Origin of the sequence: Luteimonas deserti (assembly GCF_013425765.1) — a bacterium.
Taxonomy (GTDB): Bacteria; Pseudomonadota; Gammaproteobacteria; order Xanthomonadales; family Xanthomonadaceae; genus Luteimonas; species Luteimonas deserti.
In genome coordinates this window covers 220,353-236,849 of the sequence record NZ_JACCJZ010000020.1, presented here as the reverse complement: position 1 = coordinate 236,849, position 16,497 = coordinate 220,353, and the positions used below count along the sequence as shown (strand labels likewise).

Below are 16,497 nucleotides of genomic sequence, written 5' to 3'. Positions count from 1 at the left end.
TCGGGCCGACGGAGACTTCCTGTCGGCATGGACTGCAACTCGGACCGCTCTCGACCGTGGATACCGATTACAGGCCAGTCAGAAGCGGAAAGGATGTCGCCTGGAACCCACGCGGTCAACCGGCGCGGGAAGATATTTAGCGCCCGCTTATCCCCTTCGCGCCGCGACCCAGCCTGCCACGTCGGCCAGCGCAGCCTGTAGCGCCGGACCGTCGTCGCCGCCGCCTTGCGCGAGGTCGGGACGACCGCCGCCCTTGCCGCCGATGCGCCCTGCGATCTCGGACAGGAGCTCACCCGCACGTACGGTTCCGGCCGCGGCCCCCCCGACTCCAGCGACCAGCGCGGCCTTGCCGTTCTGGGCCCCGGCGAGGACCACCACGACGTCGCCGAGCTGCTGTTTGATCCGGTCCACCGCATCCCGCAGGGCCTTGGCATCAAGGCCCTCGATGCGCGCGGCGACCACCTTGATGCCCCCGACATCGACCGCAGTGCCGGCGAGGTCGGACGTGGCCCCGCTCGCCGCCTTGGCCTTCAATGCGTCGAGCTCCCGCTCGAGCTGCTTCTGCCGCTCGATCAGCGCGCGCACGCGATCGCCGACATCGGCCGCGGTGCCGCCGAGGAGGCCGGCAGCGTGACGCAGGCGGTCTTCTTCTCCGCGCACATGATCGAGCGCCGCCTGGCCGGTCAGCGCCTCGATCCGGCGCACGCCGGAGGAGACGCCCCCCTCGGACACCAGCTTGAACAGGCCGATGCGTCCGGTGCGGTCGACGTGGGTGCCGCCGCACAGTTCGACCGACTCGCCCATCGTCACCACGCGCACGCACTCGCCGTACTTCTCGCCGAACAGCGCCATGGCGCCCGAATCGAGCGCCGCCTGCATGTCCATCTGCTCGATCGACACCGGGTGATTGGCACGGACCTCGCGATTGACCCGCCGTTCGATCTCGCCGAGCTCGTCCGCCGTGACCGGCTGGAAATGCGAGAAGTCGAAGCGCAGCCGGTCCGGTGCGACCAGGGAGCCCTTCTGCGCGACATGCGTACCGAGAAGATCGCGCAGCGCGCCATGTAGCAGGTGGGTCGCACTGTGGTTGAGCACGATGGTCGCGCGTCGCTCGGGGTCGACGGCACCGGCGAGGCGATCGCCCACGCGCAGCCCCCCGGCGACCAGACGGCCCAGATGACCGTGGAACTGGCCGGCCAGCTTGAGCGTGTCGTCGACTTCGAACCGGACCGCTTCCGCGTCCAGCGCGCCGGTATCACCGACCTGACCGCCGGATTCGGCGTAGAACGGCGTGCGGTCGAGGATGACCACTGCAGCATCGCCGGCGGCAATCGCGTCCACCGGCCGCCCGTCGCGCAGCAACGCGACGATCTGCAGGCCCTGCGCCGTCGTAGCGTGGTACCCGTCGAACACGGTCGGCGACAGCTGGGCCACGAGATCGGCCGGCAGCCCGGTGCCGGACGCGAACTTGCCGGCGGCGCGCGCCGTCTCGCGCTGGCGCTGCATGGCCGCGTCGAAGCCGGCGATGTCGACGTCGAGGCCACGCTCGCGCGCGATGTCGGCGGTCAGATCGAGCGGGAACCCGTAGGTGTCGTACAGGCGGAACGCGTCCTCGCCGGGGATCGTGCCCAGGCTGCGCGTGGCGATCTCGTCGAAGATCCGCATCCCCGCATCGAGGGTTTCGGCGAAGCGCTCCTCCTCCGCACGCAGCGCGCGCTCGACCAGCTCGCGCTTGATCCGCAGTTCCGGATAGGCCTCGCCCATCACGGCATCGAGGGTCTCGACCATCGAATGGAAGAACGGTTGCCGCACGCCCAGCATCCACCCGTGGCGCAGCGCACGGCGGATGATCCGACGCAGCACGTAGCCGCGGCCCTCGTTCGAGGGCAGCACGCCGTCGACGATCAGGAAACTGCAGGCGCGGATGTGGTCTGCGATCACGCGCAGCGACTTGTTCTCCAGGTCCTGCGTACCGGTGAGCTCGGCCGCCTTGCGGATCAGCGCCTGGAAGACGTCGATCTCGTAATTGCTGTGCACGCCCTGCAGGATCGCGGCGAGGCGCTCGAGCCCCATGCCGGTATCGACGCACGGCGCCGGAAGCGGCAGCAGGCTGCCGTCGGCCTGCTTGTCGAACTGCATGAAGACCAGATTCCAGATCTCGATGAACCGGTCGCCGTCTTCGTCGGGCGAGCCCGGCGGACCGCCGGCGATGTGCGCGCCGTGGTCGTAGAAGATCTCGGTGCACGGACCGCAGGGCCCGGTGTCGGCCATCTGCCAGAAATTGTCCGAAGCGAACGGTGCGCCCTTGTTGTCGCCGATGCGCACGATGCGGTCTTCGGGAATGCCGACCATGTCGCGCCACAGCACGTAGGCCTCGTCGTCGGTGTGATAGACCGTGACCAGCAGGCGCTCGGCCGGCAGCTTCCACACCTGGGTGAGCAACTCCCAGGCCCAGGCGATGGCGTCCTTCTTGAAATAGTCGCCGAACGACCAGTTGCCGAGCATTTCGAAGAAAGTGTGGTGACGCGCGGTATAGCCCACCGAATCGAGATCGTTGTGCTTGCCGCCGGCGCGCAGGCAGCGCTGCACGTCGGCCGCGCGCACGTAGCTGCGCTTCTCGGCGCCCAGGAACACGTCCTTGAACTGCACCATGCCCGAGTTGGTGAACAGCAGCGTCGGGTCGTTGCCCGGGACCAGCGGCGCGGACGGCACGATCGTGTGCCCCTTGTCCCTGAAGAACGCGATGAAGTCGGCGCGGATCTGCGCGGTGCTGGTCGGAGCGTGCGTGGTCATAGGCCTGGCGTTGACGAAAACGGGCATGCGCCGCGTTCCGCACCGCCGTGTGGCGGCATCGGCCCGAAGCTGTCGCCCAATCGGCAAAGGGTAGCAGGCCGCGGCGCTTCGCGGCCCGCCCTGGGCCGCTCGGCGCACGCGGGACCCGCGTCCCCGCCGCGCGATCAGCGGCCGCAGAACCGCCTGATCGCGTTGCGCATCACCTCGGCGCCGAACCCCCGACGTATCAGGAAATCGCCCGCCTTGCGCCGGCTCGCGACGTCGCCTGCGAGAACGCCCGCATCGAAGCGTCGTTCGAGCAGATCCAGCGCACGGGCCGGCCAGTCGGCATCCCCGTCCTCTTCGATCGACTGCAAGGCACCGGCGACCACGTCCGCGCCGAGACCGTGGGTGCCGAGCTCGGCCTCGATCCGGATCGGGCCGTAGCCGGCCATCACCCGGGCCCGGGCCAGGCTGGCCGCGAAGCGGGCATCGTCCTGCCAGCCGGCTTCAACCATCGTCGCGACGGCAGCTTCCGCCGCGTCGTCGCTGACTCCACGCGCGATCAGCTTGCGCTGCAGCTCGGGCCTCGAGTGCTCGCGTCGGACCAGCAGAGCGAGCGCCCGCTGGGCCGGGGTCGCCTCGCCCCGCCGGCGCCGCGCCCGGGACCCGCTGTCCGCGCCTGCATCCGCCTCGTCGACCGGCCCGGGTTCGATACCCCGGGCATCGACGAGCGCGGCGGCCTCACTCGGCGTCTTCGTCCGCATCCGCGATCGCGATCGCGGCAGGCAGCAGCCGCTCGCGAATGCCTGCCTCGAGACGGGCCGCGACCTCCGGGTTGTCCTTGAGGTACTGGCGGGCGTTCTCCTTGCCCTGCCCGATCCGCTCGTCGCCGCAGCTGTACCAGGCGCCGGCCTTCTCGACCAGCTTGGCCTCCACGCCCATGTCGATCAGCTCGCCCTCGCGGCTGATGCCTTCGCCGTAGAGAATCTCGGTGACGACCTGCTTGAACGGAGGCGCCATCTTGTTCTTGACGACCTTGATGCGGGTCTGGTTGCCGATGATCTCGTCGCCCTTCTTGATCGCGCCGATGCGGCGGATGTCGAGGCGGACCGAGGCGTAGAACTTCAGCGCGTTGCCGCCGGTCGTGGTCTCGGGGCTCTGGCCCGGCATCATGATGCCGATCTTCATGCGCAGCTGGTTGATGAAGAACACCATGCAGTTGCTGCGCTTGATGTTGCCGGTCAGCTTGCGCAGCGCCTGGCTCATCAGACGGGCCTGCAGGCCCGGCAGCTGGTCGCCCATCTCGCCTTCGATTTCGGCGCGCGGCGTCAGGGCGGCGACCGAGTCGATCACGACCATGTCGACCGAGTTCGAACGGACCAGCATGTCGGCGATCTCGAGCGCCTGCTCGCCGGTGTCGGGCTGCGAGACCAGCAGGTCCTCGACGTTGACGCCGAGCTTCTGCGCGTAGGTCGGATCGAGCGCGTGCTCGGCGTCGATGAACGCCGCGACGCCGCCCATCTTCTGGCACTGCGCGATCGTCTGCAGGGTCAGCGTGGTCTTGCCCGAGGATTCCGGACCGTAGACCTCGATGACGCGGCCGCGCGGCAGGCCGCCGATGCCGAGCGCGAGGTCGAGCTGCAGCGACCCGGTCGGGATCACTGGAACCACTTCCGATACGCGGTCGCCCATGCGGATCACCGAGCCCTTGCCGAACTGCTTCTCGATCTGGCTCAGGGCTGCGGAGAGCGCGCGCTTCTTGTTCTCGTCCATCGTGGTGGTCCTTGTCATTCGTGTTCCGGAGTGATGACGGCATCGTCGCAGCAGCCGTTCGCACAGGCTGCGACGCGGTGGCGTGGCAACCAGGACGCTAGGCCCGGACGCGTGGGCCGGTCATTGGCGAAGGGGACGCAGGCCGGTCGGGAAACGCCGCGGCAGCGGTGGGCAGCGATCCGACTCACCGGTTCGGCCGCACCAGACCGCAATACAGGCCCTCGATGGCGAAGTCCTGGTCGGGCAGGACCTCGATCGGCGCGTAGTCGGGGTTGCGCGGCAGCAGGCGGATCCGGTCCTTGCCGATCTTCAACAGCTTCACCGTGATCGCGTCGTCCAGACGGGCGACGACGATCTGGCCGGAACGTGCGTCGCGGGTTCGGTGCACGCCGATCAGGTCACCTTCGAAAATGCCCTCGTCGCGCATCGAATCGCCCTTGACCTTGAGCAGATAGTCAGGCGACGGCGAGAAGAACACGCGATCGAGCACGACATAGTCGTCCGATCCGATGTCGGCGCCGATCGGCAGACCGGCCGCCACCTGGCCCAGCACCGGCAGCCGCAGGGCGTCACCGGCGTGGGACTGCGACAGCGCCAGGGCCTGCTGCGCGGGTTCCAGTGCCACCCGCAGGCGGATCCCCCTGGCCCGGCCGGGCAGGCGCTCGATCGCACCCGCGGCCTCCAGGGCGTCGAGATGGTACTGGGCCGCCCGAACTCCGCTGAAGCCGAATGCCCGCGCGATTTCGCTCTGCGAAGGCGGCATGCCTTCGTGTTCGATGCGGTCCCCGATCATGTCGAGGATGGCGCGCTGGGTGGCGGAGATGTCCATGGTTAGTAGTATTACTACTAACCAGCTCCGTCGCAAGTATGTCCGGGTGTCGTGGGCTCAGTCGGCCGGCGGCACCCGGAGGTGGGATGCGTCCAGGGTGGCCCCGCCGCGGGGGCGCGTGCGTATCCGCGCGTCCGCGGGCAACGCGCCTTCGCCGTCGAGGTAGGCCGTGACCTGATCAAGCGCTGCGTAGATGTACGGCAACAGCGGGACATAGCGCGCGCCATAGTCCGGCAGCGCGAGGAAGCCGTCGAAATGCTGGGCGTTCTCCACCTGCCAGAAACGGACGTCGCGATCCGCTGCACGGGCTGCATCGACGTAGGGAACGCTGCTGAATGCCATCGGGATCAGGCCGTCGTCGATGCCGTGGACCACGACCACGGGCAGTCCGACCCGCGGCGGGCCCGCGCGCGTCGCGGAAACCCCGGTCTGCACGCGCCGGGCCGCTTCGCTGTCGCCTGCGACCAAGGCCCGCAGACATCGCAGCCCGGGCCACGCCGGGTCCGGTCCGGCCGCGCGGGCATCGACGATTCCCACGCCGGCGCCGGGCGGAATGCCGCTGCCGTCGCTCCACCAGCCGGCGCGCTCCGTGGACGTGGCCGGCCGTGGCGCAAGCGACGCGTCCAGTGCGGCAACGCGGTAGCCGCAGGGGTGTGCGTCGAAGCCGAAGCGGCCGTAGGCCGACGCATAGGTCACGGCCACGGATCGCCACAGATCGAAGCCCACCGACAGCGCGCCCGCGCGCAGCGCGGGTCCGGTCCAGCCGGCCGCCTCCATCCGGTCGCGCGCGGACCGCGCCTGCGCGGGCGTATCCCCGCCCTCGACCAGGCCCGCCTCGCGCAGCGTGGCGCAGCGAGCCGCCCACACTGGCGCCATTTGCCCAGCAACCGGCGGCTGCGGAAGATCGTCCACTGCCAGGAGGGCGCACGGCATCAACAGGGCGGCCTCGGTGGCGTAGTCGTACAGCGTGCGCGCACCGCTCGCTTCGACGTGGACGCTGGGTTCACCCGCAACCACGGCATCCAGCCAGTCTCCACCGAGCTCGGCCGCGCGCAATACGGCGCCGCCGCCGTTGGACAGGCCGACCGCGATGACGCGCGTATTCGCGAAGTCGAACGGCGCGGCATCGGGCAGCGCCTCATCGAGCGCACGAAGCGCGAACTCGGCTGCCTGTCGCACGTGCAGGCCCCAGTCCGCTTCCGGGTTGTCGCCGGAGTGCGCGTGCTTCACCGCCACACCGGTGGCGCCGGGCGCATCGATGTGGAAAGCCGCCTCGGCGGGGCGTGCAGTCACGGTGCCGTCGACCGCGAATCCTGTCGCCGCGTCGAGGTCGACGTAGTCGGTGCCCGCGCCCTTGTCGGTATAGGCGACCGCGCACCCGCGCGGCAGGCCCCACGCGCCCGCCACCGCGATCGCGCCATAGATGCCGCGCGAGCCGGAGGACGCGGTGACCACCACGCAGCGCGCCGCGCGGTCGAACGCGTCTGGAATCTGCACCATGACCCGATGCGGATGCTGCGCGCCCGGCACGGTCGCCAGCGCCTGGAATTCGCGCCCCGGCACGGCCACCGTGCTGCCGTAGAGCGTGCCGTAGCCACCCGCCGGCGACAGGTCGGCGATGCCGCGCCAGTTCGACCAGATCGCGCGCCGCCTCGCCTCGGTCGGGGTCGCAGCGGCCGGATCGGCGAATGCCGGCGGCGCCATCGACCGCAGCCCCTCGGCTCCCAGACCTGCCGTCAACAGGTCGTCGGCGCCGCGATGGATCGAACTGCGGGGGTGCTGGAAGTCGGTGGTCATCGCGGACGGCGGGCCGGCAGTGTGGGACAGGCCGACGCAGGCCGGCAGTAGGAGAACGAGCGCGGGCGCGCAGATGCGCAGGAGACGGTTGGCCATGCCGGAACGGTAGCAGTGCGACGTCGCGTGCCCATCGTACTTTGGTACCACGGCGGGGCCCGGCGGCCCTGCTATCGTGGCTGCGCTTCCCGCCCACCGGCGGTGGCATGTGGACACCCGTCATGCCCAAGCTGCTCATCGCCGACGATCATCCCCTGTTCCGCGCCGCGCTGCGCGCCGCTGCCGACGACGCGGCGCCCGGCGTGGTCACGCGCGAGGCGGAAACGCTGGCAGACGTGCTCGCCCAGCTCGAAGCGGAAGACGACGTCGATCTGGTTCTGCTGGACCTGCACATGCCGGGCAACCACGGCCTGGCCGGATTGGCGGCGATCCGCGCACAGTTTCCAGCGGTGGCGGTGGTGCTGGTCTCGGCCAACGAGGATCCGCGCGTGGTCCGGCGCGCGCTGGATCACGGTGTTGCAGGCTACATCCCGAAAAGCGCGGGACTGGACGAGTTGCGGGCGGCGATCCGCAGTGTGCTGGCCTGCGAACACTGGCTGCCGCCTGCGCTGCGAGGCGCCGTCGCACGCGCCTGCTCGGCGCCGGAAGACACGGAACTCGCCGCGCGCCTGGCCAGCCTGACGCCGCAGCAGTTCCGTGTGCTTTCGCTGGTGGCCGAGGGCCTGCTCAACAAACAGATCGCCGACCGACTCGACGTGCAGGAGCGCACCGTCAAGGCGCACATGTCGGCGATTTTCGACAAGCTCGGCGCACGCAACCGCACCCATGCGGGCGTGATCCTCCGACGGCTCGAGATCAACGATCCTGCGCAGCGCGTGACCGCGGACTGAGCGCCGCGGTCACAGGCGGCTCGCGCTCAGCAGGCGGGAGATGCCCTCGGGCTCATCCCACGGCAGAACCGGGACGCGCGAGCCCGGTTCCATCTCGACGCACGCGCGCCGGCCGCTTCGGAAAAGTTGCTCGGGGCAAGCCGACTACTGCTCGGTGGCGGGCGCGACCCGTCGCTGGGGTGGGTTGATCCACTGGATCTGGAGTCCGTTCCGACGCGCTTTGCGTTCGACGGCCGCCATGTAGGTGCCATCCTGCACCATCAATCCCGACGAGGGCGCTACCGTGGCCGATGGCCGGGTCGGTTGACTCGCGCACGCCGTCACCAGGGCGATGAGCGCAAACGCCGCGCTCAGGCGATGTCCCGAGATTCTCATGAAGCTGCTCCCTTGCTGACACGGCAGGAGCTTCTCTATACACCCTGGAGCGTCCGTCTGCTCAGCCGTCCGTCGGCGCCTCATCGGTCAGCCGACCGGCGGCATTCCGGATCGTGCCGAGCTCCGCGAGCACGCTCGTGGCATAGCAGCCCGCAGGCAGCGAAAACGCCAAGGCCAGCGTATGCGGGTCCAGCCAGTCCCAGGCGAGGTCGGCCGCCAGCAGCCGGGTCGCGCGCCGGTCCTGGGCCAGGCCGGCCTGCTCCAGGCCTGCGCGAAGCGACAGCATCCTGGGTTCGTCGAGGGCGGCCAGCTCGCGTGCGAGCGCGGTGCCGGTGGTCCGCAGCGTGCCCCTGCCCCACAGCGGCGCCGTCGGGTGGATGTCGTGCGCCGCCGCTCGCGCGTCGAGCGCCGCGCGCGCCGCGTCCGGTTCTGGCCCGAAGATGCTGCGCGAGCCGTCGAGCATCCACACCTCGCCATCGAGCCCGGCATCCCAGTCGCCGGCACGCACGCGCGACTCCAGCACCCGGTTGAAGACGGCAGAGCGTGCCGCGGACAACAGCATGGCCCGCTGGTCGCGAGCGATCCGCCGCCGGGGCTCGGCGAACATGGCGAGCGCCTTCTCGAGATTGCCACCGGCATGGCCGAAGCGCTGCTCCCCGAATGCGTTCGGAACACCGCGCGCGGCGATCACTGCAAGACGGGCATCGATCATGTCCGTCCGGCCGCGCACATCGCGCAGGGTCAACGCGAAGCGGTTGCCGGCCAGCGCACCACGCGGGAGCTTGCGTGCGTGCCTGCACGCGGCGCGCACGTGCAAGGCCTGCCCGTCACCGCGGGCCATGGACTCCAGCGCCGCTGGATCCGGATCGGCGCGACCGGGCAGTTGCACGCTGAAGCGTTGGGTGGTGACGGCATGGCGATCCTTGAGTCCCGCATAGCCCACCGCGGCAGGCGCCACGCCCGCCCAGCGTGCCAGCAGCCCGGCGACGAAGGCAGTGTTCATGCCGCGCTTCTCGATCGTCAGCAGCAGGTGTTCTCCGGCCCCGCTGGGCTCGAAGGCATCGAGCTCGTCGACGCGGAAATCCTCGGCGTCCTGGCGGATGGTGGCCGCGAGGACGGCTTCACCATGCGCCCGGGGCGCTGCCTCGGCGTCGGTCACGCCGGCACGAGCAGGCATACCGCCTGCGCCGCGATGCCTTCGCCGCGGCCGGTGAAGCCGAGACGCTCGCTGGTGGTGGCCTTGATCGAGATGCGATCGGGCTCGAGACCGAGATCCGACGCGATCGCCGCGCGCATGGCCCCGGCATGGGGCGCGATCTTCGGCTGCTCGCAGATCACCGTGATATCGGCATTGCCCAGCTGCCAGCCGCGCGCGGCGAGCAGCGCCTTGCAGTGCCGCAGCAGGACGCGGCTGTCGGCGCCCTTCCAGCGGTCGTCGCCGGGTGGGAAATGCACGCCGATGTCGCCCAACGCCAGTGCGCCCAGCATGGCATCGCACAACGCATGCAGTGCGACGTCGCCATCGCTGTGCGCCAACACGCCTCGACCGTGCGCGATACGCACGCCACCGACCATCACGTGGTCGCCATCGCCGAAGGCGTGGACGTCGATGCCCTGGCCGATCCGGAAACTGGGAATTGCAGACATCGCGTTCGCTCTACTCGAAGAAAAAAAAGCATTGTGCCGGCCTTGCGCCGCTGCCACGCACGCCCCGCGGGCCCGGTCAGTGCGTCCGGCGCGCGAGCTCGAACGCGAATCTGGCCAGATCGGCCGGCGTGGTGATCTTGAAGTTGTCGTCCGCGCCTTCCACCAGCAACGGGCGCGCGCCGAGCCGCTCCATCGCCATCGCCTCGTCGGTCACCGCGACGCCGGCTGCGGCGGCGGCCTCGAGTGCGCGCGTGAGCTGCAGGCGGCGGAACAGCTGCGGAGTCAGCGCCCGCCACAGACGCTCGCGCGGCTCGGTGCCGTCGATGCCGCCATCGTCGCCCGCGCGTTTGAGCGTGTCGCGTACCGGCGCCGCGAGGATCGCACCCACGGGATCGGCGCGGCCGCGTTCGAGCAGGGCATCCAGATCCGCGTGCGCCAGGTTGGGACGCGCGGCATCGTGGACGAGAACGAACTCGTCGGCACGCACGGAGTCCGGCAAGGCGGCCAGCCCGGCGAGCACGGAGTCGGCGCGGCTCGCCCCACCGGCCGTGATCAGACAGGGGCGTCCGAGCGTCCCATCCGCCCGGAACGCGGACTCCGGCGCCGCGCCCTCCTCCAGCACCAGCACCAGGCCGGTGATTCCGGAGTGCGATGCCAGTGCGTCGAGGGTATGCGCCAGCACGCTGCGACCCGCGACCTCGAGGTATTGCTTGGGCACATCGCCGCCGAAGCGCGTGCCGCGGCCGGCGGCGGGCACGATCGCCCAGGTCACGGCACGGGCTCCGCAGTGCTGCCGCCCTGTCCGGCGGTCAAGGGCGCGATGCGGGCGTCGTCGACCACCCGATAGAACGTTTCGCCCGGCTTGATCATGCCCAGCTCACCTCGCGCGCGCTCCTCGATGGCCGCTTCGCCCGATTTGAGGTCGGCCACTTCGGCCGCAAGTGCATCGTTGCGCTGCTGCAGGCCCTCGTTCTGACGGGCCTGCGCTTCCACGCGTCCGCGCAGCTCGTCCACCTGGGTGGTGCCGCCGACGCCGAACCACAGCCTGTACTGCAGCCACGCCAGCAGGCCGGCCAGGCCCAGCAGCATGAGCAGGAACGCGCGCACGCGCATCGGGCCGGTCGCTCCCCGCTCAGCGCTTCAGGGACACGAACGCATCGCGGCCGGCGTACCGCGCGTTCGCGCCCAGGGCCTCCTCGATGCGCAGGAGCTGGTTGTACTTGGCGACGCGGTCGCTGCGGCACAGCGAGCCGGTCTTGATCTGCGTGGCCGTGGTGGCGACCGCGATGTCGGCGATCGTCGTGTCTTCGGTCTCACCGGAGCGATGCGACACGACGGCGGCATAGCCCGCGGCATCCGCCATGGCGATCGCCTCGAGCGTTTCGGTCAGCGTGCCGATCTGGTTGACCTTGATCAGGATCGCGTTCGCGGTCTCCGAATCGATGCCTTCCTTGAAGATCTTCGGATTGGTGACGAACAGATCGTCACCGACCAGCTGCACCTTGCTTCCGATGCGGTCGGTCAGCTGCTTCCAGCCGGTCCAGTCGTCCTCCGCCATGCCGTCCTCGATCGTGATGATCGGGTACTGCGCGGCCCAGTCGGCGAGGAAGTCGACGAACTGCTCGCCGGTCAGGCGCTTGTTCTCGCCGACCAGGTGGTACTTGCCGTTCTCGAAGAACTCGCTCGATGCGACATCCAGGCCCAGCAGCACGTCTTCGCCCGCGGCGTAGCCGGCCTTGCCGATCGCCTCGAGAATGGTGTCGAGCGCTTCGACATTGCTGCGGAAGTCCGGCGCGAAGCCGCCTTCGTCGCCGACTGCCGTGCTCAGGCCGTGGCCCTTGAGCACGGACTTGAGCGCGTGGAAGATCTCGGTGCCCGCGCGCAGCGACTCGGAAAAACTCGAGAAGCCGACCGGCAGCACCATGAATTCCTGGAAATCCACGTTGTTGTCGGCATGCGCGCCGCCGTTGATGATGTTCATCATCGGCACCGGCAGCACCGGCGCGCGATCACCGGCCAGCAGCTTCCACAGCGGGATTTTTTTTGACGCGGCGAGCGCATGCGCATTCGCCATGGAGACCCCGAGCAGCGCGTTCGCGCCGAGGCGACCCTTGTTCTCGGTGCCGTCGAGATCGATCAGGCGCTTGTCGAGACCAGCCTGGTCGGCGGCGTCGAAGCCCTTGAGCGCATCGGCGATCGCGCCGTTGACGTTGCCCACCGCCTTCTGCACGCCCTTGCCCAGATACCGCGTCTTGTCGCCATCACGCAGCTCCACTGCTTCGCGGGCGCCGGTCGAGGCGCCGGACGGCACCATCGCACGGCCGAAGCTGCCGTCTTCCAGCGTCACTTCGGCTTCGAGGGTCGGGTTGCCGCGGGAGTCGAGGATCTCGCGGGCATGGATCTTGGCGATGGCGGTCATGGTCGAAAAAGCTCTCAGGGTCGAGGGAAGAGACGAAAGACAACTCTAATTCTGCGTCAGCGGGACGTGCTCGGCCTTGCTATACAGACGCATCCGTTCCAGGACGTCATTGCAGCCCACGCAATTGTCGATCCGCAAGGAGTTGAACCGGTCGATCCTGTAGTGCGCGGTCGGGCTCGCCTGATCCAGGCGTGAGGCGAACACCAACATACGTGCACCTTCGCTGCCAGCAGGAAGAGCGCCCCCGATGCAGGAGTTCGGCGGAACGCCATCGACCCCGGGCTTGAAGCTCATTTCGGACGCAAGGACGCCGTTGCGGGCTGGCACGCCTCGATAGGTCTCGAGGAGATCGTACGTCGCGACCGCCGTCCAGAAGCGTTGGCTGCCGGCAGGAGGCCGTTCTTCGAGTGTCCGGATACGCGCGAGAAACACCACATCAGCGTTGTAGTAACCGCGAATTTCATCCTGGAGCCGACGAGAAGGATCACCCCAGGAGCACGCAATCGACGACAACGGCGCCAGAATGAGCGCACACAGCATCCAGGTCGGGATCGCCCGTCGCATCACGATTCCGAGCGCGTCTGACGCGCATGCGCTTCGGCAACGTCGGGAAATTCAGAAGCAGAGGTGTTCGCCCGGCTATCCAAGGCCAAGCCGTCCCGATCCGCAGACGACACGGCGTTACGGGCGCTGCGGATGGTCAGCGCGGTCGCCAGCGCACACAGTACCGGTGCGACCAGCCAGGGCGCCCAACCGCTCAGAGGTCGGCTTCCGCGAAGCCGACACGCTTGGTCACGGCGTCGAGTTCGAGCATGGTTTCCAGCAGCGCGCGCATGCGATCCAGCGGCCAGGCATTGGGGCCGTCGCTGAGCGCTTCTTCGGGCTTGGGGTGGGTTTCCATGAAAACGCCGGCCACGCCGACGGCGATCGCCGCGCGTGCCAGCACCGGTACGAATTCGCGCTGGCCACCGCTGGACGTGCCCTGCCCGCCGGGCAACTGCACCGAATGGGTCGCGTCGAACACGACCGGACAGTCCGTCTCGCGCATCACCGCGAGACTGCGCATGTCGCTGACCAGGTTGTTGTAGCCGAAGCTCGCGCCGCGCTCGCAGACCATGATCTGGTCGTTGCCGGTGGACTTGGCCTTTTCGACGACCGGTTTCATGTCCCACGGCGACAGGAACTGGCCCTTCTTGATGTTGACCGGCTTGCCGGCCGCGCAGACCTTCTTGATGAAATCCGTCTGGCGCACGAGGAAGGCCGGCGTCTGCAGCACGTCGACGACCGAGGCGACCTCGTCCATCGGGGTGTATTCGTGCACGTCGGTGAGCACCGGAACGCCGAGCTGGCGCTTCACTTCACTCAGCACGCGCAGCCCCTCTTCCATGCCCGGGCCGCGGAAGCTGGTGCCGGACGTGCGGTTGGCCTTGTCGAAGCTCGACTTGAAGATGAAGTTGATGCCCAGCGCCGAGGTGATCTCCTTCAGCTGGCCGGCGACGTCGAGCTGCAGCTGCTCGGACTCGATCACGCAGGGCCCGGCGATCAGGAAGAAGGGCTGGTCGAGACCGATTTCGAATCCACACAGTTTCATACAGTGACCTCCTTGAGCGGGGCGGCGTCTTCAAGGCGACCCGTCGTGGCGCGACGCGCGCGCGCAGCCCCGACGAAACCGACGAACAGCGGGTGGCCGGTGCGCGGCGTGGACAGGAATTCCGGATGCGCCTGGCAGGCGATGAACCAGGAGTGCCGCGGCAGTTCGATCATCTCCACCAGCAGATCGTCCATCGACTTGGCCGAAATGACCAGGCCCGCGTCCTCGAGCTGGGTGCGGTAGCGATTGTTGAACTCGTAGCGGTGTCGGTGACGCTCGCCCACGACGTCCTGGCCATACACCTCGCGCGACTTCGTGCCGGGCTTCAGGCGCTGCTCCTGCAGGCCCAGGCGCATCGTGCCGCCGAGGTCGCTCTTCTCGTCGCGACGCTCCACTTCCCCGGTCTGCGTGCGCCATTCGGTGATCAGGCCGATCACCGGATGCGGCGACTGCTTGTCGTTCTCGGTGCTGTTGGCGCCTTCGAGACCGGCGACGTGGCGGGCCACATCGACGACCGCCGCCTGCATGCCGTAGCAGATACCGAAATACGGCAGGCCGCTTTCACGTGCGTGCTTCGAGGCCAGCACCTTGCCCTCGAAGCCGCGGTCGCCGAAGCCACCGGGCACCAGCACGCCGTCGACATCGCCGAGCCACGCGGCGGCCCCGTCGCGCTCGATGTCCTGCGACTCGATCCACTTCAGCTTGACCCGGGTGCGCTGGCGGATGCCGCCATGCTTCAGCGCCTCGCCGACGGATTTGTAGGCGTCCTTGTGGTCGACGTACTTGCCGACCACGGCGATGGCGACCTCGTCGACCGGATGCTCGACCGCATCGACGACCGCCTGCCATTCCGACAGGTCGGCGTGGGGCGCCGCGCGCCCGTCGAGGCGCAGGCGTTCCACCACCAGCTGGTCCAGCCCCTGGGCGTGCAGCCACATCGGGATCTTGTGGATGTTGTCGAGGTCCACGGCCGAGATCACCGCCTTTTCGGACACGTTGGTGAACGAGGCGATCTTGCGCCGCTCGCTGTCGGGGAGGGGCTGCTCGCTGCGACACAGCAGGATGTCGGGCTGGATGCCGATCGAGCGCAGCTCCTTGACCGAATGCTGGGTGGGCTTGGTCTTCAGCTCGCCGGCGGCGGCGATGTAGGGCACCAGGGTCAGATGCATGAAGAGCGCCTTCTCGCTGTCGCGGTCGGTGCGGATCTGGCGGATGGCCTCCAGGAACGGCAGCGACTCGATGTCGCCGACCGTGCCGCCGATCTCGACCAGCGCCACGTCGAAGCCCTGGGTGGCCTCGTCGATCGCGCGCTTGATCGCATCGGTGATGTGCGGGATCACCTGCACGGTCGCGCCGAGATAGTCGCCGCGGCGCTCCTTGCGGATCACGCTCTCGTAGATCTTGCCGGTCGTGATCGAGTTCTTGCCCGACAGGCGCACATTGATGAAGCGCTCGTAGTGGCCGAGATCGAGATCGGTTTCCGCGCCGTCGTCGGTCACATAGACCTCGCCGTGCTGGAACGGGCTCATCGTGCCGGGATCGACGTTGATGTAGGGATCGAGCTTCATCATCGTCACCCGAAGGCCGCGGGCTTCGAGAATGGCCGCGAGGGACGCGGCCGCGATGCCTTTCCCGAGGGAAGAGACCACGCCGCCTGTGACGAACACGAGCGGAGTGACGGAACTGTTGGGCAGGGTCATGGGCACAGCGGGTCGCTGGAAAGCCCCATTCTACAGGCTGGGGACGCCGTGCGCCCGATGGGCCGTGCGTGGAGCCGCAGATACGGGAACGCCCCGGCGGGCCGGGGCGTTCCGTCGATCATGCCGGGTGGCTGGCGTCAGGCGGGATCGTCCTCGCCCTGCATCGCATCCTCCTCAGCCTCGTCGGCCTGCTGCGCGGCTTCAGCCTGCGCGTCGTAGGCCTCGTTCAGGGCGTCGGATGCGTAGGTGCTCTCGACCGCAGCCGATTCGGCGGCCTGGGCCGCGGCCTCTGCAGTCTGGGCATCGGTCTCGGCCTGCTGGGCGGCGGCCTGGGCGGCACGGACCTGCTGCTCGGTGGTGGCATCCTGGGCGATGGCCGGGGCGGCGAATGCAGTAGCGACAAGGGCGGCGAACAGCACGTTGCGGGTCTTCATTGGACTCTCCATGGAACCTGTGATGTCGGCAGGACCGACAAGGGATCAGGCAGGCGGCCACCGGTCGGGGGATGGGGCCGGTCCTGCATCGAGCGACAAACCGCCGCCGACGGATGGAACCTAGCCATCTCTCCCCGGCCGCGAACTGAACAACGGCCCTCTTACGGCGGCCTGACGGAGGCTTAACGGAACTGCAAGCGATTACATGCTGTCGCGGCGCGCTTTGTGCCCGGAAGGTGCGAATCAGACCCTGCGACCCAGTTCCTTTAA

The 16,497-nt window shown here is 68.9% G+C and carries 15 protein-coding genes; 1 reads left to right on the top strand and 14 read right to left on the bottom strand.

Going from position 1 to position 16,497, the window contains the following annotated elements:
* Nucleotides 1-147: 147 nt before the first annotated feature.
* From alaS to H0E82_RS13605, 5 genes are all read right to left on the bottom strand, one after another.
* Nucleotides 148-2,793 (bottom strand): alanine--tRNA ligase, encoded by a 2,646-nt coding sequence (gene alaS / locus H0E82_RS13625; protein ID WP_180545991.1) that lies wholly within the window; start codon nucleotides 2,791-2,793, stop codon nucleotides 148-150.
* Between the two features lie 164 nt (nucleotides 2,794-2,957).
* Complete coding sequence (locus tag H0E82_RS13620; protein WP_180545990.1) at nucleotides 2,958-3,539, bottom strand: regulatory protein RecX; 582 nt, start codon at nucleotides 3,537-3,539, stop codon at nucleotides 2,958-2,960.
* On the bottom strand, nucleotides 3,517-4,548 hold the full coding sequence (recA, locus tag H0E82_RS13615) for a recombinase RecA (protein ID WP_180546572.1): 1,032 nt from the start codon (nucleotides 4,546-4,548) through the stop codon (nucleotides 3,517-3,519). Before recA ends, H0E82_RS13620 begins: the two co-directional genes overlap by 23 nt.
* A gap of 184 nt (nucleotides 4,549-4,732) precedes the next feature.
* Complete coding sequence (lexA, locus tag H0E82_RS13610; RefSeq protein ID WP_180545989.1) at nucleotides 4,733-5,377, bottom strand: transcriptional repressor LexA; 645 nt, start codon at nucleotides 5,375-5,377, stop codon at nucleotides 4,733-4,735.
* A gap of 57 nt (nucleotides 5,378-5,434) precedes the next feature.
* Complete coding sequence (locus H0E82_RS13605) at nucleotides 5,435-7,270, bottom strand: D-(-)-3-hydroxybutyrate oligomer hydrolase (RefSeq protein ID WP_235974319.1); 1,836 nt, start codon at nucleotides 7,268-7,270, stop codon at nucleotides 5,435-5,437.
* A gap of 122 nt (nucleotides 7,271-7,392) precedes the next feature.
* Here H0E82_RS13605 and H0E82_RS13600 point away from each other — a divergent pair, with 122 nt between their 5' ends.
* Nucleotides 7,393-8,061 (top strand): response regulator transcription factor, encoded by a 669-nt coding sequence (locus H0E82_RS13600; RefSeq protein WP_180545988.1) that lies wholly within the window; start codon nucleotides 7,393-7,395, stop codon nucleotides 8,059-8,061.
* A 436-nt stretch (nucleotides 8,062-8,497) separates the two neighbouring features.
* Here the strand turns inward: H0E82_RS13600 and truD are convergent, their stop codons facing one another.
* From truD to H0E82_RS13555, 9 genes are all read right to left on the bottom strand, one after another.
* Complete coding sequence (gene truD / locus H0E82_RS13595; protein WP_425600354.1) at nucleotides 8,498-9,595, bottom strand: tRNA pseudouridine(13) synthase TruD; 1,098 nt, start codon at nucleotides 9,593-9,595, stop codon at nucleotides 8,498-8,500.
* Nucleotides 9,592-10,083: a 2-C-methyl-D-erythritol 2,4-cyclodiphosphate synthase gene (gene ispF, locus H0E82_RS13590; RefSeq protein WP_180545986.1), complete on the bottom strand. Its 492-nt coding sequence runs from the start codon at nucleotides 10,081-10,083 to the stop codon at nucleotides 9,592-9,594. The genes truD and ispF overlap by 4 nt, the downstream gene beginning before the upstream one ends.
* Before the next feature lie 76 nt (nucleotides 10,084-10,159).
* Entirely contained in the window at nucleotides 10,160-10,855 is a 696-nt protein-coding gene (gene ispD, locus H0E82_RS13585) for a 2-C-methyl-D-erythritol 4-phosphate cytidylyltransferase (RefSeq protein ID WP_180545985.1), read from the bottom strand.
* Nucleotides 10,852-11,190: a cell division protein FtsB gene (gene ftsB, locus H0E82_RS13580; RefSeq protein ID WP_180546570.1), complete on the bottom strand. Its 339-nt coding sequence runs from the start codon at nucleotides 11,188-11,190 to the stop codon at nucleotides 10,852-10,854. The genes ispD and ftsB overlap by 4 nt, the downstream gene beginning before the upstream one ends.
* 25 nt (nucleotides 11,191-11,215) lie before the next feature.
* Entirely contained in the window at nucleotides 11,216-12,502 is a 1,287-nt protein-coding gene (gene eno / locus H0E82_RS13575) for a phosphopyruvate hydratase (protein WP_180545984.1), read from the bottom strand.
* Nucleotides 12,503-12,547: 45 nt separating this feature from the next.
* Nucleotides 12,548-13,066 carry a hypothetical protein gene (locus H0E82_RS13570; RefSeq protein WP_180545983.1) on the bottom strand — a complete coding sequence of 173 codons (519 nt, stop codon included), beginning with the start codon at nucleotides 13,064-13,066 and terminating at the stop codon, nucleotides 12,548-12,550.
* A 193-nt stretch (nucleotides 13,067-13,259) separates the two neighbouring features.
* Nucleotides 13,260-14,093 (bottom strand): 3-deoxy-8-phosphooctulonate synthase, encoded by an 834-nt coding sequence (gene kdsA / locus H0E82_RS13565; RefSeq protein WP_180545982.1) that lies wholly within the window; start codon nucleotides 14,091-14,093, stop codon nucleotides 13,260-13,262.
* The gene (gene pyrG, locus H0E82_RS13560; protein ID WP_180545981.1) at nucleotides 14,090-15,793 is read right to left on the bottom strand and encodes a CTP synthase; all 1,704 of its coding nucleotides are present in this window, start codon (nucleotides 15,791-15,793) and stop codon (nucleotides 14,090-14,092) included. Before pyrG ends, kdsA begins: the two co-directional genes overlap by 4 nt.
* A gap of 137 nt (nucleotides 15,794-15,930) precedes the next feature.
* On the bottom strand, nucleotides 15,931-16,227 hold the full coding sequence (locus H0E82_RS13555) for a hypothetical protein (protein WP_180545980.1): 297 nt from the start codon (nucleotides 16,225-16,227) through the stop codon (nucleotides 15,931-15,933).
* Nucleotides 16,228-16,497: the final 270 nt, after the last annotated feature.

Excerpts from the sequence above, each read along its gene's own strand:
- alaS (WP_180545991.1), bottom strand. The coding sequence starts at position 2,793 with ATGACCACGCACGCTCCGACCAGCACCGCGCAGATCCGCGCCGACTTC.
- H0E82_RS13620 (WP_180545990.1), bottom strand. The coding sequence starts at position 3,539 with ATGCGGACGAAGACGCCGAGTGAGGCCGCCGCGCTCGTCGATGCCCGG.
- recA (WP_180546572.1), bottom strand. The coding sequence starts at position 4,548 with ATGGACGAGAACAAGAAGCGCGCGCTCTCCGCAGCCCTGAGCCAGATC.
- lexA (WP_180545989.1), bottom strand. The coding sequence starts at position 5,377 with ATGGACATCTCCGCCACCCAGCGCGCCATCCTCGACATGATCGGGGAC.
- H0E82_RS13605 (WP_235974319.1), bottom strand. The coding sequence starts at position 7,270 with ATGGCCAACCGTCTCCTGCGCATCTGCGCGCCCGCGCTCGTTCTCCTA.
- H0E82_RS13600 (WP_180545988.1), top strand. The coding sequence starts at position 7,393 with ATGCCCAAGCTGCTCATCGCCGACGATCATCCCCTGTTCCGCGCCGCG.
- ispF (WP_180545986.1), bottom strand. The coding sequence starts at position 10,083 with ATGTCTGCAATTCCCAGTTTCCGGATCGGCCAGGGCATCGACGTCCAC.
- eno (WP_180545984.1), bottom strand. The coding sequence starts at position 12,502 with ATGACCGCCATCGCCAAGATCCATGCCCGCGAGATCCTCGACTCCCGC.
- H0E82_RS13570 (WP_180545983.1), bottom strand. The coding sequence starts at position 13,066 with ATGCGACGGGCGATCCCGACCTGGATGCTGTGTGCGCTCATTCTGGCG.
- kdsA (WP_180545982.1), bottom strand. The coding sequence starts at position 14,093 with ATGAAACTGTGTGGATTCGAAATCGGTCTCGACCAGCCCTTCTTCCTG.
- pyrG (WP_180545981.1), bottom strand. The coding sequence starts at position 15,793 with ATGACCCTGCCCAACAGTTCCGTCACTCCGCTCGTGTTCGTCACAGGC.
- H0E82_RS13555 (WP_180545980.1), bottom strand. The coding sequence starts at position 16,227 with ATGAAGACCCGCAACGTGCTGTTCGCCGCCCTTGTCGCTACTGCATTC.